This is a genomic window from Streptomyces sp. MAI_2237 (assembly GCF_054189285.1).
Map to the genome: position 1 here is coordinate 96,475 of NZ_JAJPGQ010000002.1, position 21,290 is coordinate 117,764.

18 protein-coding genes are annotated in these 21,290 nt (G+C 72.7%); 14 read left to right on the forward strand and 4 right to left on the reverse strand.

Translation table 11 applies throughout. From position 1 onward, the window contains the following. The first annotated feature begins 2 nt into the window (after positions 1 to 2). Together LN251_RS05255 and LN251_RS05260 are read left to right on the forward strand one after the other, a co-directional pair. The gene (locus LN251_RS05255; protein WP_458243329.1) at positions 3 to 704 is read left to right on the forward strand and encodes a class I SAM-dependent methyltransferase; all 702 of its coding nucleotides are present in this window, start codon (positions 3 to 5) and stop codon (positions 702 to 704) included. Between the two features lie 56 nt (positions 705 to 760). After that, on the forward strand, positions 761 to 1,813 hold the full coding sequence (locus LN251_RS05260; protein WP_458243330.1) for a S1C family serine protease: 1,053 nt from the start codon (positions 761 to 763) through the stop codon (positions 1,811 to 1,813). A 52-nt stretch (positions 1,814 to 1,865) separates the two neighbouring features. Here the strand turns inward: LN251_RS05260 and LN251_RS05265 are convergent, their stop codons facing one another. Further along, positions 1,866 to 2,078 carry a hypothetical protein gene (locus tag LN251_RS05265; RefSeq protein ID WP_058925761.1) on the reverse strand — a complete coding sequence of 71 codons (213 nt, stop codon included), beginning with the start codon at positions 2,076 to 2,078 and terminating at the stop codon, positions 1,866 to 1,868. Between the two features lie 113 nt (positions 2,079 to 2,191). Here LN251_RS05265 and LN251_RS05270 point away from each other — a divergent pair, with 113 nt between their 5' ends. After that, positions 2,192 to 3,394 (forward strand): bifunctional adenosylcobinamide kinase/adenosylcobinamide-phosphate guanylyltransferase, encoded by a 1,203-nt coding sequence (locus tag LN251_RS05270; RefSeq protein ID WP_458243331.1) that lies wholly within the window; start codon positions 2,192 to 2,194, stop codon positions 3,392 to 3,394. Between the two features lie 223 nt (positions 3,395 to 3,617). Here LN251_RS05270 and LN251_RS05275 read toward each other — a convergent pair whose 3' ends face one another. After that, positions 3,618 to 4,142 carry a methyltransferase domain-containing protein gene (locus LN251_RS05275; RefSeq protein ID WP_458243332.1) on the reverse strand — a complete coding sequence of 175 codons (525 nt, stop codon included), beginning with the start codon at positions 4,140 to 4,142 and terminating at the stop codon, positions 3,618 to 3,620. Positions 4,143 to 4,290: 148 nt separating this feature from the next. Here LN251_RS05275 and cobT point away from each other — a divergent pair, with 148 nt between their 5' ends. From cobT to LN251_RS05290, 3 genes are all read left to right on the forward strand, one after another. Continuing rightward, positions 4,291 to 5,379: a nicotinate-nucleotide--dimethylbenzimidazole phosphoribosyltransferase gene (cobT, locus tag LN251_RS05280; protein WP_458243333.1), complete on the forward strand. Its 1,089-nt coding sequence runs from the start codon at positions 4,291 to 4,293 to the stop codon at positions 5,377 to 5,379. Between the two features lie 174 nt (positions 5,380 to 5,553). After that, positions 5,554 to 7,290, forward strand: coding sequence for a phosphatidylglycerol lysyltransferase domain-containing protein (locus LN251_RS05285; protein ID WP_458243334.1), 1,737 nt, complete (start codon positions 5,554 to 5,556; stop codon positions 7,288 to 7,290). 32 nt (positions 7,291 to 7,322) lie between these two features. Continuing rightward, positions 7,323 to 8,072, forward strand: a complete 750-nt coding sequence (locus LN251_RS05290) for a hypothetical protein (RefSeq protein ID WP_458243335.1) — start codon at positions 7,323 to 7,325, stop codon at positions 8,070 to 8,072. Positions 8,073 to 8,084: 12 nt separating this feature from the next. On the opposite strand, the gene LN251_RS05295 is transcribed toward LN251_RS05290, so the two are convergent. Continuing rightward, positions 8,085 to 8,840: a hypothetical protein gene (locus tag LN251_RS05295; protein ID WP_458243336.1), complete on the reverse strand. Its 756-nt coding sequence runs from the start codon at positions 8,838 to 8,840 to the stop codon at positions 8,085 to 8,087. A 60-nt stretch (positions 8,841 to 8,900) separates the two neighbouring features. Here LN251_RS05295 and LN251_RS05300 point away from each other — a divergent pair, with 60 nt between their 5' ends. After that, positions 8,901 to 9,686 carry an adenosylcobinamide-GDP ribazoletransferase gene (locus LN251_RS05300; protein WP_458243337.1) on the forward strand — a complete coding sequence of 262 codons (786 nt, stop codon included), beginning with the start codon at positions 8,901 to 8,903 and terminating at the stop codon, positions 9,684 to 9,686. A gap of 46 nt (positions 9,687 to 9,732) precedes the next feature. Then, positions 9,733 to 10,338: an RDD family protein gene (locus LN251_RS05305; RefSeq protein WP_383676458.1), complete on the forward strand. Its 606-nt coding sequence runs from the start codon at positions 9,733 to 9,735 to the stop codon at positions 10,336 to 10,338. Here the strand turns inward: LN251_RS05305 and LN251_RS05310 are convergent. Continuing rightward, on the reverse strand, positions 10,298 to 11,083 hold the full coding sequence (locus LN251_RS05310) for an endo alpha-1,4 polygalactosaminidase (RefSeq protein ID WP_458243338.1): 786 nt from the start codon (positions 11,081 to 11,083) through the stop codon (positions 10,298 to 10,300). The genes LN251_RS05305 and LN251_RS05310 overlap by 41 nt on opposite strands. A gap of 293 nt (positions 11,084 to 11,376) precedes the next feature. Between LN251_RS05310 and LN251_RS05315 the strand changes: the two genes are divergently transcribed. The 6 genes from LN251_RS05315 to LN251_RS05340 all read left to right on the forward strand — a co-directional run bounded on the left by LN251_RS05315 (position 11,377) and on the right by LN251_RS05340 (position 21,289). Beyond that, the gene (locus LN251_RS05315) at positions 11,377 to 12,915 is read left to right on the forward strand and encodes a leucyl aminopeptidase (RefSeq protein ID WP_458243339.1); all 1,539 of its coding nucleotides are present in this window, start codon (positions 11,377 to 11,379) and stop codon (positions 12,913 to 12,915) included. Positions 12,916 to 13,159: 244 nt separating this feature from the next. Next, positions 13,160 to 14,548 (forward strand): dihydrolipoyl dehydrogenase, encoded by a 1,389-nt coding sequence (gene lpdA / locus LN251_RS05320; RefSeq protein WP_058925751.1) that lies wholly within the window; start codon positions 13,160 to 13,162, stop codon positions 14,546 to 14,548. 59 nt (positions 14,549 to 14,607) lie between these two features. Then, positions 14,608 to 16,413: a 2-oxoglutarate dehydrogenase, E2 component, dihydrolipoamide succinyltransferase gene (gene sucB, locus LN251_RS05325; RefSeq protein ID WP_458243340.1), complete on the forward strand. Its 1,806-nt coding sequence runs from the start codon at positions 14,608 to 14,610 to the stop codon at positions 16,411 to 16,413. Between the two features lie 202 nt (positions 16,414 to 16,615). After that, complete coding sequence (locus LN251_RS05330; RefSeq protein ID WP_200705735.1) at positions 16,616 to 17,239, forward strand: GntR family transcriptional regulator; 624 nt, start codon at positions 16,616 to 16,618, stop codon at positions 17,237 to 17,239. A gap of 250 nt (positions 17,240 to 17,489) precedes the next feature. After that, the gene (gene aceE / locus LN251_RS05335; RefSeq protein WP_458243341.1) at positions 17,490 to 20,192 is read left to right on the forward strand and encodes a pyruvate dehydrogenase (acetyl-transferring), homodimeric type; all 2,703 of its coding nucleotides are present in this window, start codon (positions 17,490 to 17,492) and stop codon (positions 20,190 to 20,192) included. 122 nt (positions 20,193 to 20,314) lie between these two features. After that, on the forward strand, positions 20,315 to 21,289 hold the full coding sequence (locus tag LN251_RS05340; RefSeq protein ID WP_458243342.1) for a helix-turn-helix transcriptional regulator: 975 nt from the start codon (positions 20,315 to 20,317) through the stop codon (positions 21,287 to 21,289). Position 21,290: the final 1 nt, after the last annotated feature.

Consider the following 21,290-nt stretch of genomic DNA (forward strand, 5'->3'; position numbering starts at 1 on the left):
TGGTGGCCCGGCAGCTCGACGAGCAGATAGCCGGGCGGTTCCCCGTCGGGCAGCGGCTGCGGGTGCTCGACGTCGGGATGGGCCAGGGCACCCAGGCGCTGCGCCTGGCCCGGGCCGGGCATCAGGTGACCGGACTGGAGCAGGACGCCACGATGGTCGCGGCCGCCCGGGCCGCGCTGGCCGCCGAGCCGGAGGGCATCCGGGAGCGGGTGCGGATCATCGAGGGCGACGGCCGGGACACCGGGGTGCACTTCCTGCCGGGCAGCTTCGACGTCGTGCTGTGCCACGGCGTGCTGATGTACGTGGAGGAGCCGGACGCGCTGCTGGCGGGGGTGGCGCGGATGCTGGCCCACGGCGGGCTGCTGTCGCTGCTCGTGCGCAACGCCGACGCGCTGGCGATGCGGCCGGGGCTGTACGGCGACTGGGGCGGGGCGCTGGCCGCCTTCGACACCGTGGCGTACCGCAACCGGCTGGGGCTGGACGTGCGGGCCGACCGGCTGGAGACCCTGACGGCGACGCTCGCCGGGATCGGGGCACCGCTGCACACCTGGTACGGCGTGCGGGTGTTCACCGACACGGCCGCGGACGACGCGGAGCCACCGGCCGACGTGGAGATGCTGCTGGCGGTGGAGGAGCGGGCCGGCCGGACCGACCCCTACCGCCGGGTGGCGGCGCTGCTGCACCTGTGCGGAGTGCGTGACTGAACCCGTTCGGGTGTGCAGCACGGGCCGGACGTTCACTCTCTGGAGAGACTCGGCGCATGGAGACCACCCGTGTCCGCGCCCTTCGTCTGCTCGGCCCGCTCGCCGTTCTGGTGCTGCTCGGCGGGTGCTCCGGCGGCGGTTCGTCCGGCGGCGGGCGGCAGGCGTCGAGCACACAGGCCGCGCCGGCCGTCGTACGGAAGTCCGGCAGTGATCTGCAGAACGACTACCAGCGGGTGATCAAGGACGTGCTGCCGTCGGTGGTGCAGATCCAGGCCGCGGGCGATCTGGGGTCGGGCGTCGTGTACGACGACAAGGGGCACATCGTCACCAACGCGCACGTGGTCGGTGACGGCAAGAGCTTCAAGGTGACCACCGCGCACAGCGAAGCCACGCTCACGGCGCATCTCGTCTACGCCTACCCGGACCAGGATCTCGCCGTCGTCAAGCTGGACACGGTGCCCAGCGGGCTGCGGGCGGCCGCGTTCGCGGACTCCTCAAAGGTGCAGGTCGGACAGATCACGCTGGCGATGGGCTCGCCGCTCGGGCTGTCGTCCAGCGTCACGCAGGGCATCGTCTCGGCGACCGGGCGGACCGTCAGCGAGGGCAGCGGCGTCACGATCGCCAACATGGTGCAGACGTCCGCGGCCATCAACCCCGGCAACAGCGGTGGCGCCCTGGTCGACCTGAACAGCAAGGTCATCGGCATCCCGACGCTGGCCGCGGTGGACCCGAGCTTCGGCAGCGCGGCGCCCGGCATCGGGTTCGCCATCCCCGCCTCGATGGTGAAGACGGTCGCCGACCAGATCATCAAGAGCGGCAAGGTCACCGACTCGGGCCGGGCCGCGCTCGGCATCACGGGCCGGACGGTCGTGAACGACGGTCTTCAGCCCACGGGGGTCGCCGTGGTCGACGTGAAGAAGGGCGGGGCGGCCGACAAGGCCGGGATCGAGCCGGGGGACGTCATCGTCAAGCTCGGTGACACGGCCATCACCACCATCACGTCCCTGACCGAGGCGCTGGCGGCGCAGAAACCGGGAGACAGCACGTCGGTGACGTTCACCCGGAACGGAGGCCGGAAGACGGCCGACGTCACCCTGGGCGAGCAGTGACGGCAGGGGGCGGCCGTCGGCGACGAGCGGGCCGCCCCCTGCCCGCGTCGGCCTAGGCCTCCGCGGAGTGCAGGTTCATCGGGCCGTAGATCTCCGTGGAGTCCTCGAACAGCCGGACCTGGTCCGCGCCGCCCTCAAGGAGCGCCTTCCAATGCTCCCCGATCCAGGACTCGGCGTCTCCCTGCGTGGTGAACTCCTCGGGCTGCACCGCGGGCTGGACCTCCCCGCCGTCGGCCTTCTCGAACCGCCACGTCCATGCCACCATGTACGCCTCCCGTCTCCGATCACCTGCAAAGCAGAAGCCGGATCTTGGTCCGGCTCCGGTCAGAAGACTAGTCGGATGGGCAGCACCTGCGCAGACACGCGAAAATCACTTCTGTGGAAGTGACGTTGCTCGGTACCGGTGCCCCCGCGGGACTCCCCCGCCCGAACTGCCCGTGTGCCGCCTGCGCGGTGGCCCTCGGCGAGAACGCGCGGGCGGCCACCGCCGTGCTGGTGGACGGGATGCTGCTGCTCGACCTGACGCCCGGTGCCGCGTTCGCCGCCGCCCGGGCCGGACATTCGCTCGGCGGGGTACGGCAGGTGCTGCTGTCGCATCCGCACGACGGGCCGCCGGTGGAGGTGCCGGCGGGCCTGCCGCAGCCGGTGCGGGTGCCGGACGGGCGGGAGTCGACGCTGCTGACGGGGCATCGGGTGCGGGCGGTGGCCATGGACGCGCCGGGGACCGGGTACGCGGTGACCGGGCCCGAGGGGCAGCGACTGCTGTATCTGCCGCCCGGCGGGTCGCCTGCCGGGCTGGAGAACGGGGCGGCGGAGTCGTACGACATGGTGCTGGCCGATGTCGTGGGCCGGCCGGACGCGCTGGCCAGGCTGCGCGCGGCCGGCGCCGTCGGCCCGGCCACGGACGTCGTCGCCGTGCACCTCGACCACGACGTGCCGCCCGGCGCCGAGTCGGTGCGGCGGCTCGCGGCGGCGGGGGCGCGGGCCGTGCCGGACGGGGCGACGCTGACGGTGGGGGTGTACGAGAACGTGCCCGACGTGCCGCGGCGGACGCTGGTGCTGGGCGGGGCGCGTTCGGGCAAGTCGGTGGAGGCCGAGCGGCGGCTGGAGGCGTTCCCGGACGTGCTGTACGTGGCGACCGGCGGGACGCGCGGCGGGGACTCCGAGTGGGCGTCGCGGGTCGCCGCGCACCGGGAGCGGCGGCCGGGTTCGTGGCGTACGACGGAGACGTGCGACCTGGTGCCGCTGCTGGCGCAGGACGGGCCTCCGTTGCTCATCGACTGTCTGTCGCTGTGGCTGACGGACGCGATGGACGCCGTCGGGGCGTGGGACGACGCGGTGTGGGCGGACGCCGGCGAGCGGGACCTGCGGCAGCGGGTGCGGGAGTTGGTGGAGGCGGTGCGCGGTGCGCGGCGGACCGTGGTCGCCGTGTCGAACGAGGTGGGGTCCGGGATCGTGCCCGCGACGGCGTCGGGGCGGCGCTACCGCGACGAACTGGGGCGGCTCAACGCGGCGTTCGCGGGTGAGTGCGAGCAGGTGGTACTGGTGGTGGCCGGGCAGGCGGTGGTGCTGCGGGGATGAGGGGCCGGGTCTCGGCGCCTTCCCCGGGCGCTGTGGTTCAGGGGCTGGGTCCCGGCGCCTTCCCCGGACGCTGCGGTTCAGGGGCTGGGGGAAGGGCCGCGGGCGAGCAGGCGGTGGCCGGGCAGGCGGTGGTACTGCGGGGATGAGGGGCGGGGTCCCGGCGCCTTCCCCGGACGCTGCGGTTCAGGAACTGGGTCCCGGCGCCTTCCCCGGGCGCTGTGGTTCAGGGGCTGGGGGAAGGGCCGCGGGCGATCAGGCGGTGGGCGTTGGTGGCGAAGCGGTCCAGGACCAGCCGGGTCGTCGCGAGGATCAGGCAGCCGTGCGCCTCCAGTTCGGCGCGCAGGGCTTCGCTCCGCGGGTGCGGGGTCTCCAGGAGGAGCAGGCCCGCGGGGCGCAGGGGCGTGAGGGCCGCGTGGAGTTCCTCGCGGGAGTCCGGGGCGCGGAGCAGGGTGACGACGTCGTAGCGGGCCCGCAGGGGCATCGCCACCTGAGGGTCCGTCAGGGTGCCGACGTACGCCTCCTCCAGGCGCTCCACCGCGCGCGCCCACAGGACGCGGGGGTCGGGGTCGACGCCGTCGAAGGCCGTGTAGGGGAACAGCTCCCGTGCGGTGTCGGGGAAGTGCGCCTCGCCCGTGCCGATGTCCAGCCAGCTCTCCGGTTCGGGGCGGAGCCTGAAGACGGCGCGGGCCGTGGAGCGGTGGCGTCGTTGCCGGTCGAGGTCGCTGACGCGGGTGCGGAGGCGGTTCATGGCAGCTCCCGAAGACGTGCGGCAATTGCCCATAAATGGGACACAACAGGGAACGTAGGGGATCCCGATGCGGGGGGCAACGACGTCAGCGGCTCGTGGTGGCCATGTGGCGCCGCCCTGTTCGACCGGTGCCGGTACTGTTCGGCGAATGAGCTCGCTTAATCTCGACGACTTCACCGATCTGATCGAGCGCCCCGACGGCGGGGTGCGGCGCGACGCCGAGGCGCGCCGGGAGCGTCAGATCGTGCCGCCCGGGTCGCTGGGCCGCCTCGACGACCTGGGTGAGTGGCTGTCCGCGGCGCAGTCCGCGGTGCCGGTGCGGCCGATCGAACGGCCGCGGGTGGTGCTCTTCGCCGGTGACCACGGGATCGCCGAACTGGGCGTCTCGGCGCGGCCGGCGGGCGGTGCCGACCGGCTGGTGCGGGACATCCTGGAGGGCGGCCGGCCGGTGTCGGTGCTGGCCCGGCGGCTCGGCGTGCCGGTGCGGATCGTCGACATGGCGCTCGACTGCGACCCCGGGTCCCTGCCCGACGAGGTGGTCCGGCACCGGGTGCGGCGGGGCAGCGGACGGATCGACATCGAGGACGCGCTGACCCTGGAGGAGGCCGAGGCGGCCTTCCGGGCGGGGATCGCCGTGGCCGACGAGGAGGCGGACTCCAGTACGGACCTGGTGGTGCTCGGCGATGTCAGCGTGGGCGGGACGACGCCGGCGGGCGTGCTGGTCGCGGCGCTGTGCGGGACCGACGCCTCGGTGGTGACCGGGCGGGGCGGCGAGGCGATCGACGACCTGGCGTGGATGCGCAAGTGCGCCGCGATCCGGGACGCGCTGCGGCGGGCCCGGCCGGTGCTCGGGGACCAGCTGCAGCTGCTGGCGACGGTGGGCGGGGCCGACCTCGCGGCGATCACCGGGTTCCTGCTGCAGAGCGCGGTGCGCAAGCTGCCGGTGATCCTGGACGGGGTCGTGGTGGCCGCGTGCGCGCTGGTGGCGCAGCGGGTGGCGTTCCGGGCGCCGGACTGGTGGCTGGCCGCGCACGACAGCGGGGAGCCGGGACAGGCCAAGGCGCTGGACCGGATGGCGCTGGAGCCGCTGCTGGCGCACGGGGTGACCGTGGGCGAGGGAACGGGCGCGCTGCTGGCGCTGCCCCTGGTCCAGGCCGCGGCGGCGCTGGCGGCGGAGCTGCCGGAGCGGCCCGAGGCCGCGGCGGAGCCGGAGAAGGCGGAAGAGGGAGCGGAGTAGCAGCCGCGCCCGGTTCGGCACCGCCGGAACACGCCGTCGCGGACGGGGCCGTCGCGGCGGGCCGGGAACGCGGCGCCACCATGCCGGAAGTGGGTGCGGGAGCAGCCGAAAGTTGTGCCGTCGCAGACCAAGGTTGGACGATTGTGGCGGGCATCCCCCATATGATCCTCATCCATGGGAGATGCCCGAATTGCCTCGCGGCGGGCAGCCGCTTTCGCCGTCTGGTACCTGCGGGTCGTCGCGTTCGTCAACTTCCTCAGCGCCGTGTGGGTCTCCCTGGGGCAGGACGTGCGGCGGCACAACCAGGAGAACTTCTTCACGCCGTACCTGCTGACCGCCGGCTTCGCCTCCGGTGTCTTCACCGCGTTCCTCGCCATCACCATGCGGCGCCGCAAGCGGGCCGCCTGGATCCTCAACCTGGCGCTGGCCGGGCCGTTCCTGGCGCTGTTCTCGTTCGCCCTGACCTTCGCCGAGATCCGCCAGTACGCCCAGAACTGGATCTCCCTGGCCCTCACCGCCGCCTTCGTGGCCGCGCTGCTGGTGGGGCGCAAGGAGTTCTACGCCAAGGGCGACCGGTCGAACCCGAAGCTGGCCGCCGCCGTGGCCGTCGGCGGCACCCTGGTCGCCTCCCTGCTCGCCGGGCTGCTGGTGACGGTCACCAACCAGGCGCCGGACGCGGCGCGTTCGACGTTCCTCGAGCGCTGGCACTACGGCACGTTCCGGCTGATCTCCGTCGCCGTGGACGAGTCCCGCTTCCCCGGGGTCGACGTCCCGAACTGGGTGAACGTCGCCATCAACGTGCTCAGCACCGTCCTCGTCCTCGCCGTCCTCTACGCCGCCTTCCGCTCCCGGCGTGCCGTCGACCCGCTCACCGAGGACGACGAGAAGCGGCTGCGGGAACTGCTCGACCGGCACGGTGAGCGGGACTCGCTCGGGTACTTCTCGCTGCGCCGGGAGAAGAGCGTGGTCTGGTCGCCGAGCGGGAAGGCGGCCGTGGCCTACCGGGTGGTGGGCGGCGTCTCGCTGGCCTCCGGGGACCCGATCGGTGATCCCGAGGCGTGGCCCGGCGCCATCGAGCCCTGGCTGGCCGAGGCCCGCGCGCACGGGTGGATCCCCGCCGTGATGGGCGCGAGCGAGGAGGCCGGGTGCGTGTACGCGCGGCACGGGCTGGACGCGCTCGAGCTCGGGGACGAGGCCCTGGTCGAGGTCGCCGACTTCACCCTGGAGGGGCGGGCCATGCGGACCGTGCGGCAGGCCTACAACCGGGTGAAGCGGGCCGGGTACAGCGTCCGCATGCGGCGGCACGAGGACATTCCGGCCGCCGAGATGGCGTGCCTGCTCGAGCGGGCCGACGACTGGCGTGACGGGGCGACCGAGCGCGGCTTCAGCATGGCGCTCGGGCGGCTCGGGGACCCCGAGGACGGGCGGTGCGTGATGCTCGAGTGCACCGACGGCGACGGGGAGTTGCGGGCCCTGCTCTCCTTCGTGCCGTGGGGGCCGCACGGGCTCTCCCTCGACCTCATGCGGCGCGACCGGGACTCCGACAACGGACTGATGGAGTTCATGGTCCTCGAACTGCTGCGCCGGGCCGGGGAGATCGGGGTCACCCAGGTCTCGCTGAACTTCGCGATGTTCCGCTCGGTCTTCGAACGCGGTGCGCGCCTGGGCGCCGGGCCGGTGCTGCGGCTGTGGCGGTCGCTGCTCAGCTTCTTCTCGCGCTGGTGGCAGATCGAGTCGCTGTACCGCGCCAACGCCAAGTACCGGCCGATCTGGGAGCCGCGCTTCCTGCTCTTCGAGAAGAGCGCGGACCTGCTGCGCATCGGCATCGCGTCCGCGCGGGCCGAGGGCTTTCTGGAGGCGCCGGGCCTGCCGAAGTGGATGCATCGCAAACATCTGGAAACATACAGATAAGCACTGTAAGCGGACAGATGGGGGCCATCCGGATGAACAGGCTCGCCCGCTGGGCCCGTGCCGAATGGGTGCTCCTGTACGTCATGGTGCGCGACGCGCTGGTCCGGCGGCGTCTGCGGGCGATCCCGATGACCCTCGCGGCGATGGCGCTGACGGCGCTCGTGCAGGTGGTGCAGAACCAGTCCTGGGGGTACGGGCCGGTGCAGCGCCTCGGGGGCGTCCGGGCCGAGGACCCGCTCTGGCCGGCCCTGCTGCGCACTCCGCTGTCGCTGTTCGTGCCGGCGCCGGATCTTCCCGTGTGGGGCGCCCTGATCCAGATCCTCTTCGTGTTCGGCGTCGCGGAGATCTGCCTCGGCCGTCCGCGCACCCTCGCCCTCGCGTACGCCGCGACCCTCACCGGGACGCTGTACGCCCGCCTGGGCATCCGGCTGGGCTTCGACAGCCTGCTGGGCCTGCCCGCGTCGGACGCCCGCGTCGTGGACACCGGCCCGTCGGCGGCCGTGGTGGGCCTCGCCGTGTACGTCGGCTGGCGCTACGGCGCCCGCTGGACGGCCGGCACGGTGACCGCTGCGATGGCGGTGGAGGTGCTGCTCAAGGGCAACCTCGCCGGCAAGGAGCACCTCGCGGCGATCTTCGCGGTGGTGGTGCTGATCGCCGTCTCGCGGCTTCGACGGTCCCCACACCGTCGCCCGGGGCGCCTGGCGGTTCCGGGCGCCTACTCCCCCGACCCCGACCCGCACCGGTCGGCTCCGCTCCCGGTGTCCGCTCGCGCCAGGCGCTGACACGCCCCTCCGTCAGTGCGGCGGCAGGGCCTGGGGGTCGGGCTTTCCGCCGATCAGGTCCTGGAGTCTGCGCCGGGGGCCCGCCCAGCGGCGGTCGTGGCGGTAGGCACGCAGCGTGGCCCGGGCCCGGGCCTTGGGGCGGCGGCGGTAGAAGCGGCGGGCCCAGGGGGAGCCGGGGCGGGCGAGGCGGACCAGGCCGATCAGGCCGACGACCGGCACGATCACGCTGAAGATCGCCATCCGGGTCTTGCCCTTGCTGAGGACGCCCAGCGCGAACAGGAAGTTGACGGCGACCGTCGAGATGACACCGCCGCGGTCGTGCAGTTCCTGCTGGCTCATGTCGTTGACCCCGAACGGCGAGAAGCCGGCGAGGACCAGTCCGACGAGGGCCGCCGTGAGGACCACGACCTCGACGCTCTTGCGGCCCTCCTCGGTCCAGTAGACGTCGTCGAGGTGCAGGATCAGCGCGAACTCGTCGAGGACCAGCCCGGCCCCCATGCCGAAGAGCACCGCGAAGGCTCCCGTCCCGAAGCCGTGCCGGCCGCTGGCGACCGCGCCGAAGCCGCCGACGATCGTGAGCACGACCCCGGGGACCACGTGGTGGATGTGCAGCCCGCCCGCCTTGACGTTGCCGAAGGGCCCCTTGCCCGCCCGGATGAGGCGGGTGACGACCCGGGTGATCAGGAACGTCAGCACGAACGCGGTGAGCGCGAGCAGCAGCGGCAGTTTGCCCGGCTCGATGATGTTGCGTTGCAACCAATGTCCCATACGCGCACTTTATTCGCAGGTGCCTCGGCCGCTCTCCCGACCGCCGGGTAACCTGCGCCGGTGCCCAAGACCCCACCCCTCGACGGCCTCCGCTTCGCCTTCGGCACCCTCACCGTGCTGCCGGTGAGGGTGACCCGCTGGGACCGCGAGGCGGCCCGCGCCGGCATGCTGTGCGCCCCGGTGGCCGGGCTGGTCGTCGGCGGCTGCGCGGCCCTGGCCGGCCTCCTGCTGCTGGCGCTCGGCGCGGGGGCGCTGCTCGCCGCCGTCGCCTCCGCCGCCGTACCGGCCGTACTGACCCGGGGGCTGCACCTCGACGGTCTCGCGGACACCGCGGACGGTCTGGGCAGCGGGAAGCCCGCCGAGGACGCGCTGCGCATCATGAAGCGGTCGGACATCGGGCCGTTCGGAGTGGTCACCCTCGTGTTCGTGCTGCTGGCCCAGGTGGCCGCGCTGGCCCAGGCGTACGGCGGCTCGTGGGGGCGCGGTGCGCTGTCCGCCGTCGTCTCGGCGGTCGCGGCGCGGCTGGCGCTCACCCTGGCGGCGCGGGCCGGGGTGCCGGCCGCCCGCCCGGAGGGGCTGGGCGCGGCGGTCGCGGGCGTCGTGCCGGTGCGGGGCGCGGCGGCGGTGGCGGCCGCCGTGACCGTGGCGGCCGCGGCCGCGGGGGCGCTGCTCGGGACGTACGACGCGGTGCGTACGGCGGTCGCGGTGCTCCTCGCGCTCGCCGCGGCCGAACTCCTGCTGCGGCACTGCACGCGCCGTTTCGGCGGGGTGACCGGCGATGTGTTCGGCGGGCTGGCCGAGACGGCGGCGACGGTCTGCCTGCTGGTGCTGTCGCTGGGGCAGTAGTCTCGTCCGCCGTACACGGACAAGGGATCGTGATCGGGGGGCGTTCGTGCCGAAGCTTCGTCGTGCCGTGGCCTGGTTCATCGACTTCTCGCTGGTGCTGGCACTCGCGACGGGGCTCGCGGTGCTCACCTTCCACCGCATGGCCGCGCTCGTCACCGACGTGCCCGACCTCGCGACCCACGGCGGCCTGGACCTGCTGACCTCGCGCGGCGACGTCGTCGGCGCCTCGGAGCAGCTGGGTCTGTCGCTGTGGAACCAGGCCGTCCTGGACGTGGAGGAGGCCTTCGGGGCGCTGATCGCGGCGACCTTCCTCTACCAGTGGGGCTGCCTCGCCCTGGCCGGGCGGACCGTCGGCAAGGGGCTGCTCGGGCTGCGGATCGCCCCGGTCCCCGCGCGCCGGGCCGCGGTGCGCGCCGCGGTCACCACGGCGGCCGACATCGCGATCTACGCCGTGGCCTGCGTGCTGCTGGTCGAGGGGTACTTCGTGGCGTCGGTGATGGTGTGGGCGCTCGCGGTCCTCGTCTTCCTCCTCAACGCCCTTCCCGTGCTGGCCCCGACGCGCCGCTCCTTCGCCGACCGGGTGGCCGGCACGACGGTCACCGGGTTCGGGATCAGCACGCCCGCCGCCACGCCCCCAGTTCGTACTTTTTGAGCATCGAGCTCAGTCGCAGGCGGCGGGACTGGGCGCAGAAGCGGCTGGTCGGCAGCTCGTACTCGACGTGGAAGACGGCCTTGTCCGCCGCGACGAAGGGCTTGAGGGCCGCGCACTCGCCGTACTGCGCACACTGTTCGTTGACCGCGAAGTCGAAGTCCTTCACCAGCCGCGGGATCTGGTCCAGGTCGTTCTTCAACCCGACCGCCATGCCCCGGTCGTGGGCCAGCCTCGCGAGCAGCCGGTTGTAGCGGAGCTGGTCGGCGGCGGTGAGGCGGAAGCCGGTGGTGTTGCGGTAGCCGTCCATGTTGTCCGGTTCCACCGCGTCGAAGCCCTTGTCGCGGCACATGTCGAGGCGGGCCGCCATGAGCGGCTCCAGGACGTCCGTGCGGCGGATGTCCAGCCAGCGCTCGCCCTTCCAGCCGTTGCCCTTGCCGATCACCGAGCGGGGGAACTTCTTCGCGTCGGGCCGCCAGTCCTCCCAGGCGCCGGTGGACAGGTAGCAGATGACCTTGCGGCCCGCGCGGTGCAGGGCGGCGACCGTGGCCGCGGACCGGTCGAAGCCGTCGATGTCGTAGACCGGCACGTCGACCGACGTGTCGAGGCGGCCGCTGAGCTGCCACTGCCAGGCCACCCCGGGTCGCGGTCGCCAACGCGGGCCGGACGCACCGGAGTCGGAGCCGGAGCCGGAGGTGCAGCCCGCCAGCAGCAGGAGCAGGGCGAGTAGGAGGGGCGGGCGTCTCAACGGGCTGGCTCCTGGGTGGGCGACGGCGTCCCTCAAGGATGAACACCGCGCGCGTGGCGGGGGTCACCGGGTCCCGGGACCGGAGCACGACCACGGCGCGACCGCCGGGTGAATGGACATGGGCATGAGCGAATCGGCGCAACGCGCGTAGGCTCGTCCGCAGTGTTCGACGTACCGGGGAAGGCCCCGCGGAAACCGCACCCTGCCGCCGCATCTAGGGTCGGCTGTCGGGCCCGGTCGACCCACACGTATCGGCCACTGGAACTTCACATCGGAAGCGAGATTTCACCACCGTGACTGCTCTCACTCTCAGCACCGCCGCGGCGCCCGGCCTGCGGGCCGACGCGATCGTCGTCGGTGTCGCCAAGGGCGCCGCCTCCAGGTCCGGGGACCTCGTCGTCGCACCCGGCGCCGAGGCCGTGGACAAGGCCTACGACGGCAGGCTCGCCGGCGTCCTGGAAACCCTCGGTGCCTCCGGCGCCGAGGGCGAGGTGACGAAGCTGCCCGCACCGTCCGGGTTCAAGGCCCCGCTGGTCGTGGCAGTCGGCCTGGGCGCCGAGCCCGAGAAGGACTCCGGCTACGACGGCGAGGCCCTGCGCAAGGCCGCCGGCGCCGCCGCCCGCGCGCTGGCCGGCAGCAAGAAGGCCGCGTTCGCGCTGCCGGTCGGGGACGCCTCCGACCTCGGCGCGATCGGCGAGGGCGTGCTGCTGGGCGCGTACTCCTTCGACTCCTACAAGGAGAACGGCAAGGCCGCCAAGGACAAGAACGGCAAGGCGCCGCTCGCCGAGGCCACCCTGCTCGGCGGCAAGCCGCGGGACGCCGCGCACAAGGCGGCGCTCACCCGCGCCGTCGCCGTCTCCGAGGAGCTCAACCGCGCCCGGGACCTGATCAACACCCCGCCCAACGACCTCAACCCCGAGTCGTTCGCCGCGATCGCGCAGGCCGCGGCCAAGGAACACGGCATCAAGGTGCAGGTGCTCGACGTCAAGGCGCTGGAGAAGGGCGGCTACGGCGGCATCCTCGGCGTCGGCGCGGGCTCCGCCGCCGGGCCGCGGCTGGTGAAGCTGTCGTACACCTCCTCCAAGGCGAACAAGCACCTGGCGCTCGTCGGCAAGGGCATCACCTACGACTCGGGCGGCATCTCGCTCAAGCCAGCCGGTCACAACGAGACCATGAAGTGCGACATGAGCGGTGCGGCGGCGGTCTTCGCGGCCGTGGTCGCCGCCGCGCGCCTGGGCCTGCAGGTGAACGTCACCGGCTGGCTGGCGCTCGCCGAGAACATGCCCTCGGGTTCCGCCACCCGCCCCGGTGACGTGCTGCGCATGTACAGCGGCAAGACGGTGGAGGTCCTCAACACCGACGCCGAGGGCCGCCTGGTCCTCGCCGACGCGCTGTGGGCGGCCTCGCAGGAGAAGCCGGACGCCATCGTGGACGTCGCGACCCTCACCGGCGCGATGGTGCTGGCGCTGGGCAGCCGGACCTTCGGGATCATGGCGAACGACGACGCCTTCCGCACCGCGGTGCACGAGGCCGCCGAGGAGGTGGGCGAGCCGGCGTGGCCGATGCCGCTGCCGGAGCACCTGCGCAAGGGCATGGACTCCCCCACCGCCGACATCGCCAACATGGGCGAGCGGATGGGCGGCGGCCTGGTCGCCGGCCTGTTCCTGCGCGAGTTCGTGGGCGAGGGCATCACCTGGGCCCACCTGGACATCGCGGGCCCGGCCTTCAACGAGGGCGGCCCGTTCGGGTACACCCCGAAGGGCGGCACGGGTACGGCGGTGCGCACGCTGGTCCGCCTCGCGGAGCTGACGGCCTCCGGCGACCTGGGCTGATGCGGCCGTGAGGGAAGGGGGCTCCGCGCGCGGGTAGGGCGGAGCCCCCTTTTCCACGGGCGCTCAACCGAACGTGGGACGTCTCACACACCGGCCCGGCGTCTCGTTCACCTCCGACAAGTGCGAAGATGGGCCACGGCAGGACAGGGCCCCCACCACAGGGCCGAAGAAAGAGCGGCCGGACACCAGCCGCCGCCCGGTCAGGGTTGACCGGCGTACGGCGCACATGCATGGAGGACGTGACGTGGCGAACGACGCCAGCACCGTTTTCGACCTAGTGATCCTCGGCGGTGGTAGTGGCGGTTACGCCGCGGCCCTGCGCGGGGCGCAGCTGGGCCTGGACGTCGCCCTGATCGAGAAGGACAAGGTCGGCGGTACCTGCCTGCACCGGGGTTGCATCCCCACCAAGGCCCTGCTGCACGCGGGCGAGATCGCCGACCAGGCCCGCGAGAGCGAGCAGTTCGGCGTCAAGGCCACCTTCGAGGGCATCGACGTCCCCGCCGTCCACAAGTACAAGGACGGCGTGATCGCCGGCCTGTACAAGGGTCTGCAGGGTCTCATCGCCTCCCGGAAGGTGACGTACATCGAGGGCGAGGGCCGCCTGTCCTCCCCCACCTCCGTCGACGTCAACGGCCGGCGCGTCGAGGGCCGCCACGTCCTGCTGGCGACCGGCTCCGTGCCGAAGTCGCTGCCGGGCCTGGAGATCGACGGCAACCGGATCATCTCCTCCGACCACGCCCTCGTCCTGGACCGCGTGCCGAAGTCCGCGATCGTCCTGGGCGGCGGCGTCATCGGCGTCGAGTTCGCCTCCGCCTGGAAGTCCTTCGGTGCGGACATCACCGTCATCGAGGGCCTCAAGCACCTCGTCCCGGTCGAGGACGAGAACTCTTCGAAGCTTCTTGAGCGCGCGTTCCGCAAGCGCGGCATCAAGTTCAACCTCGGCACCTTCTTCCAGAAGGCCGAGTACACCCAGGACGGCGTGAAGGTCACCCTCGCCGACGGCAAGGAGTTCGAGGCCGAGATCCTGCTCGTCGCCGTCGGCCGCGGCCCGGTCTCGCAGGGCCTGGGCTACGAGGAGCAGGGCGTCGCGATGGACCGCGGCTACGTCCTGGTCGACGAGTACATGCGTACCAACGTCCCGACGATCTCCGCCGTCGGTGACCTCGTCCCGACGCTCCAGCTCGCGCACGTGGGCTTCGCCGAGGGCATCCTGGTGGCGGAGCGTCTGGCCGGTCTGAAGACCGTCCCGATCGACTACGACGGTGTCCCCCGCGTGACCTACTGCCACCCGGAGGTCGCCTCCGTCGGCATCACCGAGGCCAAGGCCAAGGAGATCTACGGTGCGGACAAGGTCGTCGCTCTGAAGTACAACCTGGCGGGCAACGGCAAGAGCAAGATCCTGAACACCGCGGGCGAGATCAAGCTCGTCCAGGTCAAGGACGGTGCCGTGGTCGGCGTCCACATGGTCGGCGACCGCATGGGCGAGCAGGTCGGCGAGGCCCAGCTGATCTACAACTGGGAGGCGCTGCCGGCCGAGGTGGCCCAGCTCATCCACGCCCACCCGACGCAGAACGAGGCGATGGGCGAGGCCCACCTGGCGCTGGCCGGCAAGCCCCTGCACTCGCACGACTGACCCTCGGTCGACGAAGCGACGACTCAGACTTCCGCAATTCGTAAGGAGCAACCGAAACCATGGCGGTTTCCGTAACCCTTCCGGCGCTCGGCGAGAGCGTCACCGAGGGCACTGTCACCCGCTGGCTGAAGGCCGAGGGTGAGCGCGTCGAGGCCGACGAGCCGCTGCTCGAGGTCTCGACCGACAAGGTCGACACCGAGATCCCCTCGCCCGCCGCCGGTGTGCTGGCCTCCATCAAGGTCGCCGAGGACGAGACCGTCGAGGTCGGCGCCGAGCTGGCCGTCATCGACGACGGCACCGGCTCTCCCGCCGCAGCGCCCGCCCCGGCCGCCGAGCCCGCTCCCGAGCCCGCCGCGGCTCCGGAGCCGGCCGCTGCCGCCCCGTCCACCGAGCAGGCCGCCCCGGCCCCGGCGCCCACCGCCGAGGCCGCGTCCGGCGGCGGCTCCGCCGAGGGCACGGACGTCGTCCTGCCCGCTCTCGGCGAGTCCGTCACCGAGGGCACCGTCACCCGCTGGCTGAAGTCGGTCGGCGACTCCGTCGAGGCCGACGAGCCGCTGCTCGAGGTCTCCACGGACAAGGTCGACACCGAGATCCCGGCGCCCACCTCCGGTGTGCTGCTGGAGATCACGGTCGGCGAGGACGAGACCGCCGAGGTCGGCGCCAAGCTCGCCGTCATCGGCGCCCCGGGCGCCGCTCCGGCCGCTGCCCCGGCGCCCGCCGCCCCGGCTCCGGCCCCGGCCGCCCCCGCGGCTCCGGCGCCGGCTCCGGCCGCCGCCCCGGCTCCGCAGGCTCCGACGGCTCCGGCTCCGCAGCAGGTCACGACCCCGGCCCCCGAGCCGGTCCCGGCCGCTCCGGCGCCCGCTCCGGCGCCGGCCCCCGCCCCGGCCGCGGCGCCCGCCGCCGCCGCTCCGGCCGCCGCCCAGGCGACCGACGAGGGCGCCTACGTCACCCCGCTGGTGCGCAAGCTCGCCGCCGAGCACGGCGTCGACCTGGCCGGCGTCAAGGGCACCGGCGTCGGCGGCCGTATCCGCAAGCAGGACGTCATGGCAGCCGCGGAGGCCGCCAAGGCCGCTGCCGCCGCTCCGGCGCCCGCCGCCGCTGCCGCCCCGGCCGCCAAGAAGGCGCCCACGCTGGAGGCCTCGCCGCTGCGTGGCCAGACCGTCAAGATGCCGCGCATCCGCAAGGTCATCGGCGACAACATGGTCAAGGCGCTGCACGAGCAGGCGCAGCTGTCCTCGGTCGTCGAGGTCGACGTCACCCGCCTGATGCGCCTGCGCGCCCAGGCCAAGGACTCCTTCGCCGCGCGCGAGGGCGTCAAGCTCTCCCCGATGCCGTTCTTCGTGAAGGCGGCGGCCCAGGCGCTGAAGGCCCACCCGGTCATCAACGCCAAGATCAACGAGGCCGAGGGCACGATCACCTACTTCGACTCCGAGAGCATCGGGATCGCGGTGGACTCCGAGAAGGGCCTGATGACCCCGGTCATCAAGCACGCCGGCGACCTGAACATCGCGGGCATCGCGAAGGCCACGGCGGAGCTGGCCGGCAAGGTCCGCGCCAACAAGATCACCCCGGACGAGCTGTCCGGAGCGACCTTCACCATCTCCAACACCGGTTCGCGCGGCGCGCTCTTCGACACGATCATCGTGCCGCCGGGCCAGGTCGCGATCCTCGGCATCGGTGCCACGGTCAAGCGCCCGGCGGTCATCGAGACCGAGGAGGGCACGGTCATCGGCGTGCGCGACATGACCTACCTGACCCTCTCCTACGACCACCGTCTGGTGGACGGCGCCGACGCGGCCCGTTACCTGACCGCGGTCAAGGGGATCCTGGAGGCGGGCGAGTTCGAGGTCGAGCTCGGCCTGTAGGACACAGGGTTCGTACGACGGCGCCCCCGCCCGGAGCTTCCGGGCGGGGGCGCCGTCGTACCGGCCGGGCGCCACCACGGACGGCCTTCCCCGGCATGGCGTGTAAGTCTCGTCTCACCTGCACGAAAGCGCCCCCGTGCGCCTCTCCCGAAAGCGCTCGCGGCCTTATTGTCTAAACGTCGAACGCCCTTAAGGAGCTCTCATGACCGCGCCCGTCGTCCACTCGCTGCGCGAACAGATCCGCGAGCACATCGTGGAGGGGATCGTCAGCGGGCGCTGGAAGCCGGGCGAGCGGATCGTGGAGCGCCGTATCGCCACCGAGCTGGAGGTCAGCCAGACGCCGGTGCGCGAGGCGCTGCGGGAGCTGGAGTCGCTGCGGCTGATCGAGTCCGCGCCGAACAAGGGCGTTCGGGTGCGGAATCTGACGGCGGCCGACCTGGAGGAGAGCTACCCGGTCCGAGCGGGTCTGGAGGCGATCGCGGCGGAGCTGGCGGCGGAGAAGCTGGCGCAGGACTGCTCGGCGCTGGAGCCGCACGTGGCCGCGCTGTACGAGGCCGACCGCAACGCCGACGGCACGGGCCAGGTGCGGCACACCGTGGCCTTCCACCGCGAACTGGTGCGGGCCGCGGGCAACTCCGTGCTGCTGCACACCTGGGAGGGCCTGGGCATCGAAGTCTTCACGGCGCTGTCGATCCGCTGGCTGGGCACCGTTCAGCAGTCGTACGCGGAGGAGCACGAGGAGCTGGTCCAGGCGTTCCGGCGGCGGGACCCGAGAATCGCGGAACTGGTCAAGGCGCACGTGCTGGGCTGCGCTCCGCGAGCCTGAGCGCAGCCCCGCTCACCTGCGGAAACCCGGCCAAAACGCGGCACCGGGTGCCTGCCCGAAAGACACCCCGTGCCTACTTTCTCGGAATCGAGAAGTTTTGCCCTTGAACCCTTTGATCGATCATCGATCAGGGAGTTATTGTCGCCGACGGGCCTGAACCGAGGCCCCGCGCCCTGTCCTGCCAAAGACAAAGGGCACCCCCGAACCCTTGCCGATGAGGGAACCCCCTTCGACTGAGGAAGGCGGCGACATGACCGACCCCAACGCCATCCAGCCGAGCGAGCTCGACCAGCTCCCCGACCGGGACCCGGAGGAGACCGCCGAATGGCAGGCCTCCCTGGACGCGGTCGCCAAGGCGGCCGGCCCGCACCGCGCCGCGTACCTGATGCGCCGCACGCTGGAGAGGGCCGAGGGCACCGGCATCGCGCTGCCCAAGCTCCTCGAGACCGACTACGTCAACACCATCCCCACCGCCGCCGAGCCGGCCGTGCCCGGTGACGAGGCGATGGAGCGCCGTATCACCGCGTGGAACCGCTGGAACGCGGCCGCGATGGTGACCCGGGGCAGCAAGTACGGCGTCGGCGGCCACATCGCCACCTTCGCCTCCGCGGCCTGGCTCTACGAGACCGGCTTCAACCACTTCTTCCGCGGCAAGGAGGCCGACGGCTCGGGCGACCAGCTCTACATCCAGGGCCACGCCTCCCCCGGCATCTACGCCCGCGCCTTCCTCGACGGCCGGCTGACCGAGACGCACCTGGACAACTTCCGCCGCGAGTCCGGCGGCAACGGTCTGCCCTCCTACCCGCACCCCCGCCGCCTGCCCTGGCTGTGGGAGTTCCCGACGGTGAGCATGGGCCTCGGCCCGCTCTCCGCCATCTACCAGGCCCGCTTCAACCGGTACCTGACCGCGCGCGGCATCAAGGACCTCACCGACTCGCACGTGTGGGCCTTTCTCGGCGACGGCGAGATGGACGAGCCCGAGTCGACGGCGGCGCTCGCGCTCGCCGCCCGCGAGGGCCTGGACAACCTGACCTTCGTCATCAACTGCAACCTGCAGCGCCTCGACGGCCCGGTCCGCGCCAACTTCAAGATCGTGCAGGAGCTGGAGGCCCAGTTCCGCGGCGCCGGCTGGAACGTCGTGAAGTCGCTGTGGGGCTCCGCCTGGGACGAGCTGTTCCAGCTGGACACCACCGGCGCGCTCGTACGCCGGCTGCGCGAGGTACCGGACGCCCAGGTGCAGACGTACCAGACGCGCGACGCCGCCTACATCCGCGAGGACTTCTTCGGCAAGGACCCGGCGCTCGCCGAGATGGCGAAGCTGCTCAGCGACGACAAGATCCTCGAGTGCTTCCACCTCTCCCGCGGCGGCCACGAGTCCCGCAAGGTGTACGCGGCGTACAAGGCGGCCGTCGAGTTCAAGGGCGCCCCGACCGTGATCCTCGCCCAGACCGTCAAGGGCCACACCCTCGGTGAGGGCTTCGCGTCGAAGAACGCCAACCACCAGATGAAGAAGCTCTCGGTGGACGAGTTCAAGGCGATGCGGGACCTGCTCGAACTGCCCATCTCCGACAGCCGGTTCGTCGACGGCGTGGTCCCCTACGGCCACCCCGGCGCCGACTCCCCCGAGGTGCGCTACCTCCAGGAGCGCCGCGCGGCCCTCGGCGGCCCCGCCCCGGCCCGCCGCGTGCACCCGGTGGCCCCTCTGCCGGCCCCCGCCGAGAAGGCGTTCACCGCCTTCGACAAGGGCTCCGGCTCCCAGAACGTCGCCACCACCATGGCCTTCGTCCGGCTGGTCAAGGACCTGGTCCGCGACAAGGAGACGGGTAAGCGCTGGGTACCGATCGTGCCCGACGAGGCACGCACCTTCGGCATGGAGTCGCTCTTCCCGTCCCTCGGGATCTACTCCCCCAAGGGCCAGACGTACGAGCCGGTCGACCGCGACCAGCTGATGTACTACAAGGAGGCCAAGAACGGCCAGATCCTCAACGAGGGGATCACCGAGGCCGGTTCGATGGCCGACTTCATCGCCGCTTCGACGTCGTACGCGACGCACGGCGAGGCGATGATCCCCTTCTACATCTTCTACTCGATGTTCGGCTGGCAGCGCACCGCCGACCAGATGTGGCAGCTCGGCGACCAGCTCGGCCGCGGCTTCCTCGTCGGCGCCACGGCCGGCCGCACCACGCTGACGGGCGAGGGCCTGCAGCACGCCGACGGCCACTCGCCGGTCATCGCGGCGACCAACCCGGCGGCGCTGACGTACGACCCGGCGTTCGCGTACGAGGTCGCGGCGATCGTCAAGGACGGTCTGCGCCGCATGTACGGCGAGGCGGCTCCCGGCGAGGACCCGAACGTCTTCTATTACCTCACCGTCTACAACGAGCCGCTGCCGCAGCCGGCCAAGCCCGCCGTCGCGGGTGTCGACGAGGGCATCGTCAAGGGCCTGTACCGCTTCAACACGGCGGAGTCGGCGGGGCTGTCCCCGGCGGCCAACGCCCCGCGCATCCAGCTGCTGGGCTCCGGCACGGCGATCCACTGGACGCTCAAGGCGCAGCAGCTGCTGGCCGAGGAGTGGGGCGTCGCGGCCGACGTCTGGTCCGCCACGTCCTGGACCGAGCTGCGCCGTGACGCGCTGGAGGCCGACGAGGCCCTGCTGCGCGGCGAGGAGCGCGTCCCGTACGTCCGCCGGGCCCTGCACGGCGCCGAGGGTCCCGTTCTCGCGGTGTCCGACTACATGCGCCAGGTCCCGGACCAGATCGCGCAGTGGGTCGAGCAGGACTGGTCCTCGCTGGGCGCGGACGGCTTCGGCCTCTCCGACACCCGCGAGGGCGCCCGCCGGCACTTCGGCGTCGACGCCGAGTCGATCGTCGTGGCCGCGCTGGCCCAGCTGGCGCGACGCGGCGAGGTGAAGGCCACGGCGGTGAAGGAAGCGCGCGAGAAGTACGGGTTGTAAGTCGGCTGCGGGCCGGTGGGGGCCGGTCGCGCAGTTCCCCGCGCCCCTGAAAACAGGGGGCGCGGGGAACTGCGCGATCAGCCCCCACTCACCCGCACCCGAACACGCACGATGATGTCCCCATGCGTGCTGCCCGCCTCATCAAGATGGTGCTGCTTCTGCAGTCCCGGCCCTCCATGACCGCCGCCGAACTCGCGCGGGAGCTGGAGGTGTCGGAGCGGACCGTCACACGGGACGCGCAGGCGCTGTCTGAGGCGGGCGTGCCGGTGTACGCGGACCGGGGGCGGGCCGGCGGCTACCGGCTGATCGGCGGGTACCGGACCCGGCTGACCGGGCTCGCCCGCTCGGAGGCCGAGGCACTGTTCCTGTCCGGGGTGCCGGGCGCGCTGCGCGAGATGGGGCTGGAGGACGCCGCCTCCGCGGCCCGGCTGAAGGTCTCGGCCGCCCTGCTGCCTTCACTGCGGGACGCCTCCCGCACCGCGGCGCAGCGATTCCACCTGGACGCCCCGAACTGGTTCACCGAGCTGAAGGCGCCCGCGCTGCTGCCCGCCGTGGCGGACGCGGTGTGGGACGACCGGAGGATCACCGCGCGCTACCGCGGCCGGGACACCGAGGTCGAACGGACGCTGGAGCCGTACGGGCTCGTGCTCAAGGCGGGGGTCTGGTACCTGTGCGCGCGGGTCGCGGAGCGGGGCACGTACCGGGTGTACCGGATCGACCGTTTCACGGCGGTCGACGGCGCCGAGGAGCGGTTCGAGCGCGACGAGGACTTCGACCTGCCGGCCTTCTGGGACGAGCGGGCGGAGCAGTTCGCGCGGTCGATCCTGCGGGACGAGGTCGTCGTACGGCTCTCGGAGGCGGGGGTGCGAGCGCTTCCCCATGCCGTCGACCCCGCGGCCGCGCGGGAGGCGCTGGCGGCCGCCGGCTCCCCCGGCCCGGGCGGCTGGGTCACGCTGACCCTGCCGGTGGAGTCCGTGGAGGTCGCGCACGCGCAGCTCGCGGGGCTCGGCCCGGAGGTGGAGGTGCTGGCGCCGCCGCGCCTGCGGGAGCGGTTCGCGAGCGACGCCGCACGGCTGGCCGCCCTGTACGGGACATAAC

Coding starts and splice junctions, on each gene's coding strand:
- LN251_RS05260 (WP_458243330.1), top strand. CDS start 761: ATGGAGACCACCCGTGTCCGCGCCCTTCGTCTGCTCGGCCCGCTCGCC.
- LN251_RS05265 (WP_058925761.1), bottom strand. CDS start 2,078: ATGGTGGCATGGACGTGGCGGTTCGAGAAGGCCGACGGCGGGGAGGTC.
- LN251_RS05275 (WP_458243332.1), bottom strand. CDS start 4,142: ATGAACCGCCTCCGCACCCGCGTCAGCGACCTCGACCGGCAACGACGC.
- cobT (WP_458243333.1), top strand. CDS start 4,291: ATGAGCTCGCTTAATCTCGACGACTTCACCGATCTGATCGAGCGCCCC.
- LN251_RS05285 (WP_458243334.1), top strand. CDS start 5,554: ATGGGAGATGCCCGAATTGCCTCGCGGCGGGCAGCCGCTTTCGCCGTC.
- LN251_RS05290 (WP_458243335.1), top strand. CDS start 7,323: ATGAACAGGCTCGCCCGCTGGGCCCGTGCCGAATGGGTGCTCCTGTAC.
- LN251_RS05295 (WP_458243336.1), bottom strand. CDS start 8,840: ATGGGACATTGGTTGCAACGCAACATCATCGAGCCGGGCAAACTGCCG.
- sucB (WP_458243340.1), top strand. CDS start 14,608: ATGGCGGTTTCCGTAACCCTTCCGGCGCTCGGCGAGAGCGTCACCGAG.
- LN251_RS05330 (WP_200705735.1), top strand. CDS start 16,616: ATGACCGCGCCCGTCGTCCACTCGCTGCGCGAACAGATCCGCGAGCAC.
- aceE (WP_458243341.1), top strand. CDS start 17,490: ATGACCGACCCCAACGCCATCCAGCCGAGCGAGCTCGACCAGCTCCCC.
- LN251_RS05340 (WP_458243342.1), top strand. CDS start 20,315: ATGCGTGCTGCCCGCCTCATCAAGATGGTGCTGCTTCTGCAGTCCCGG.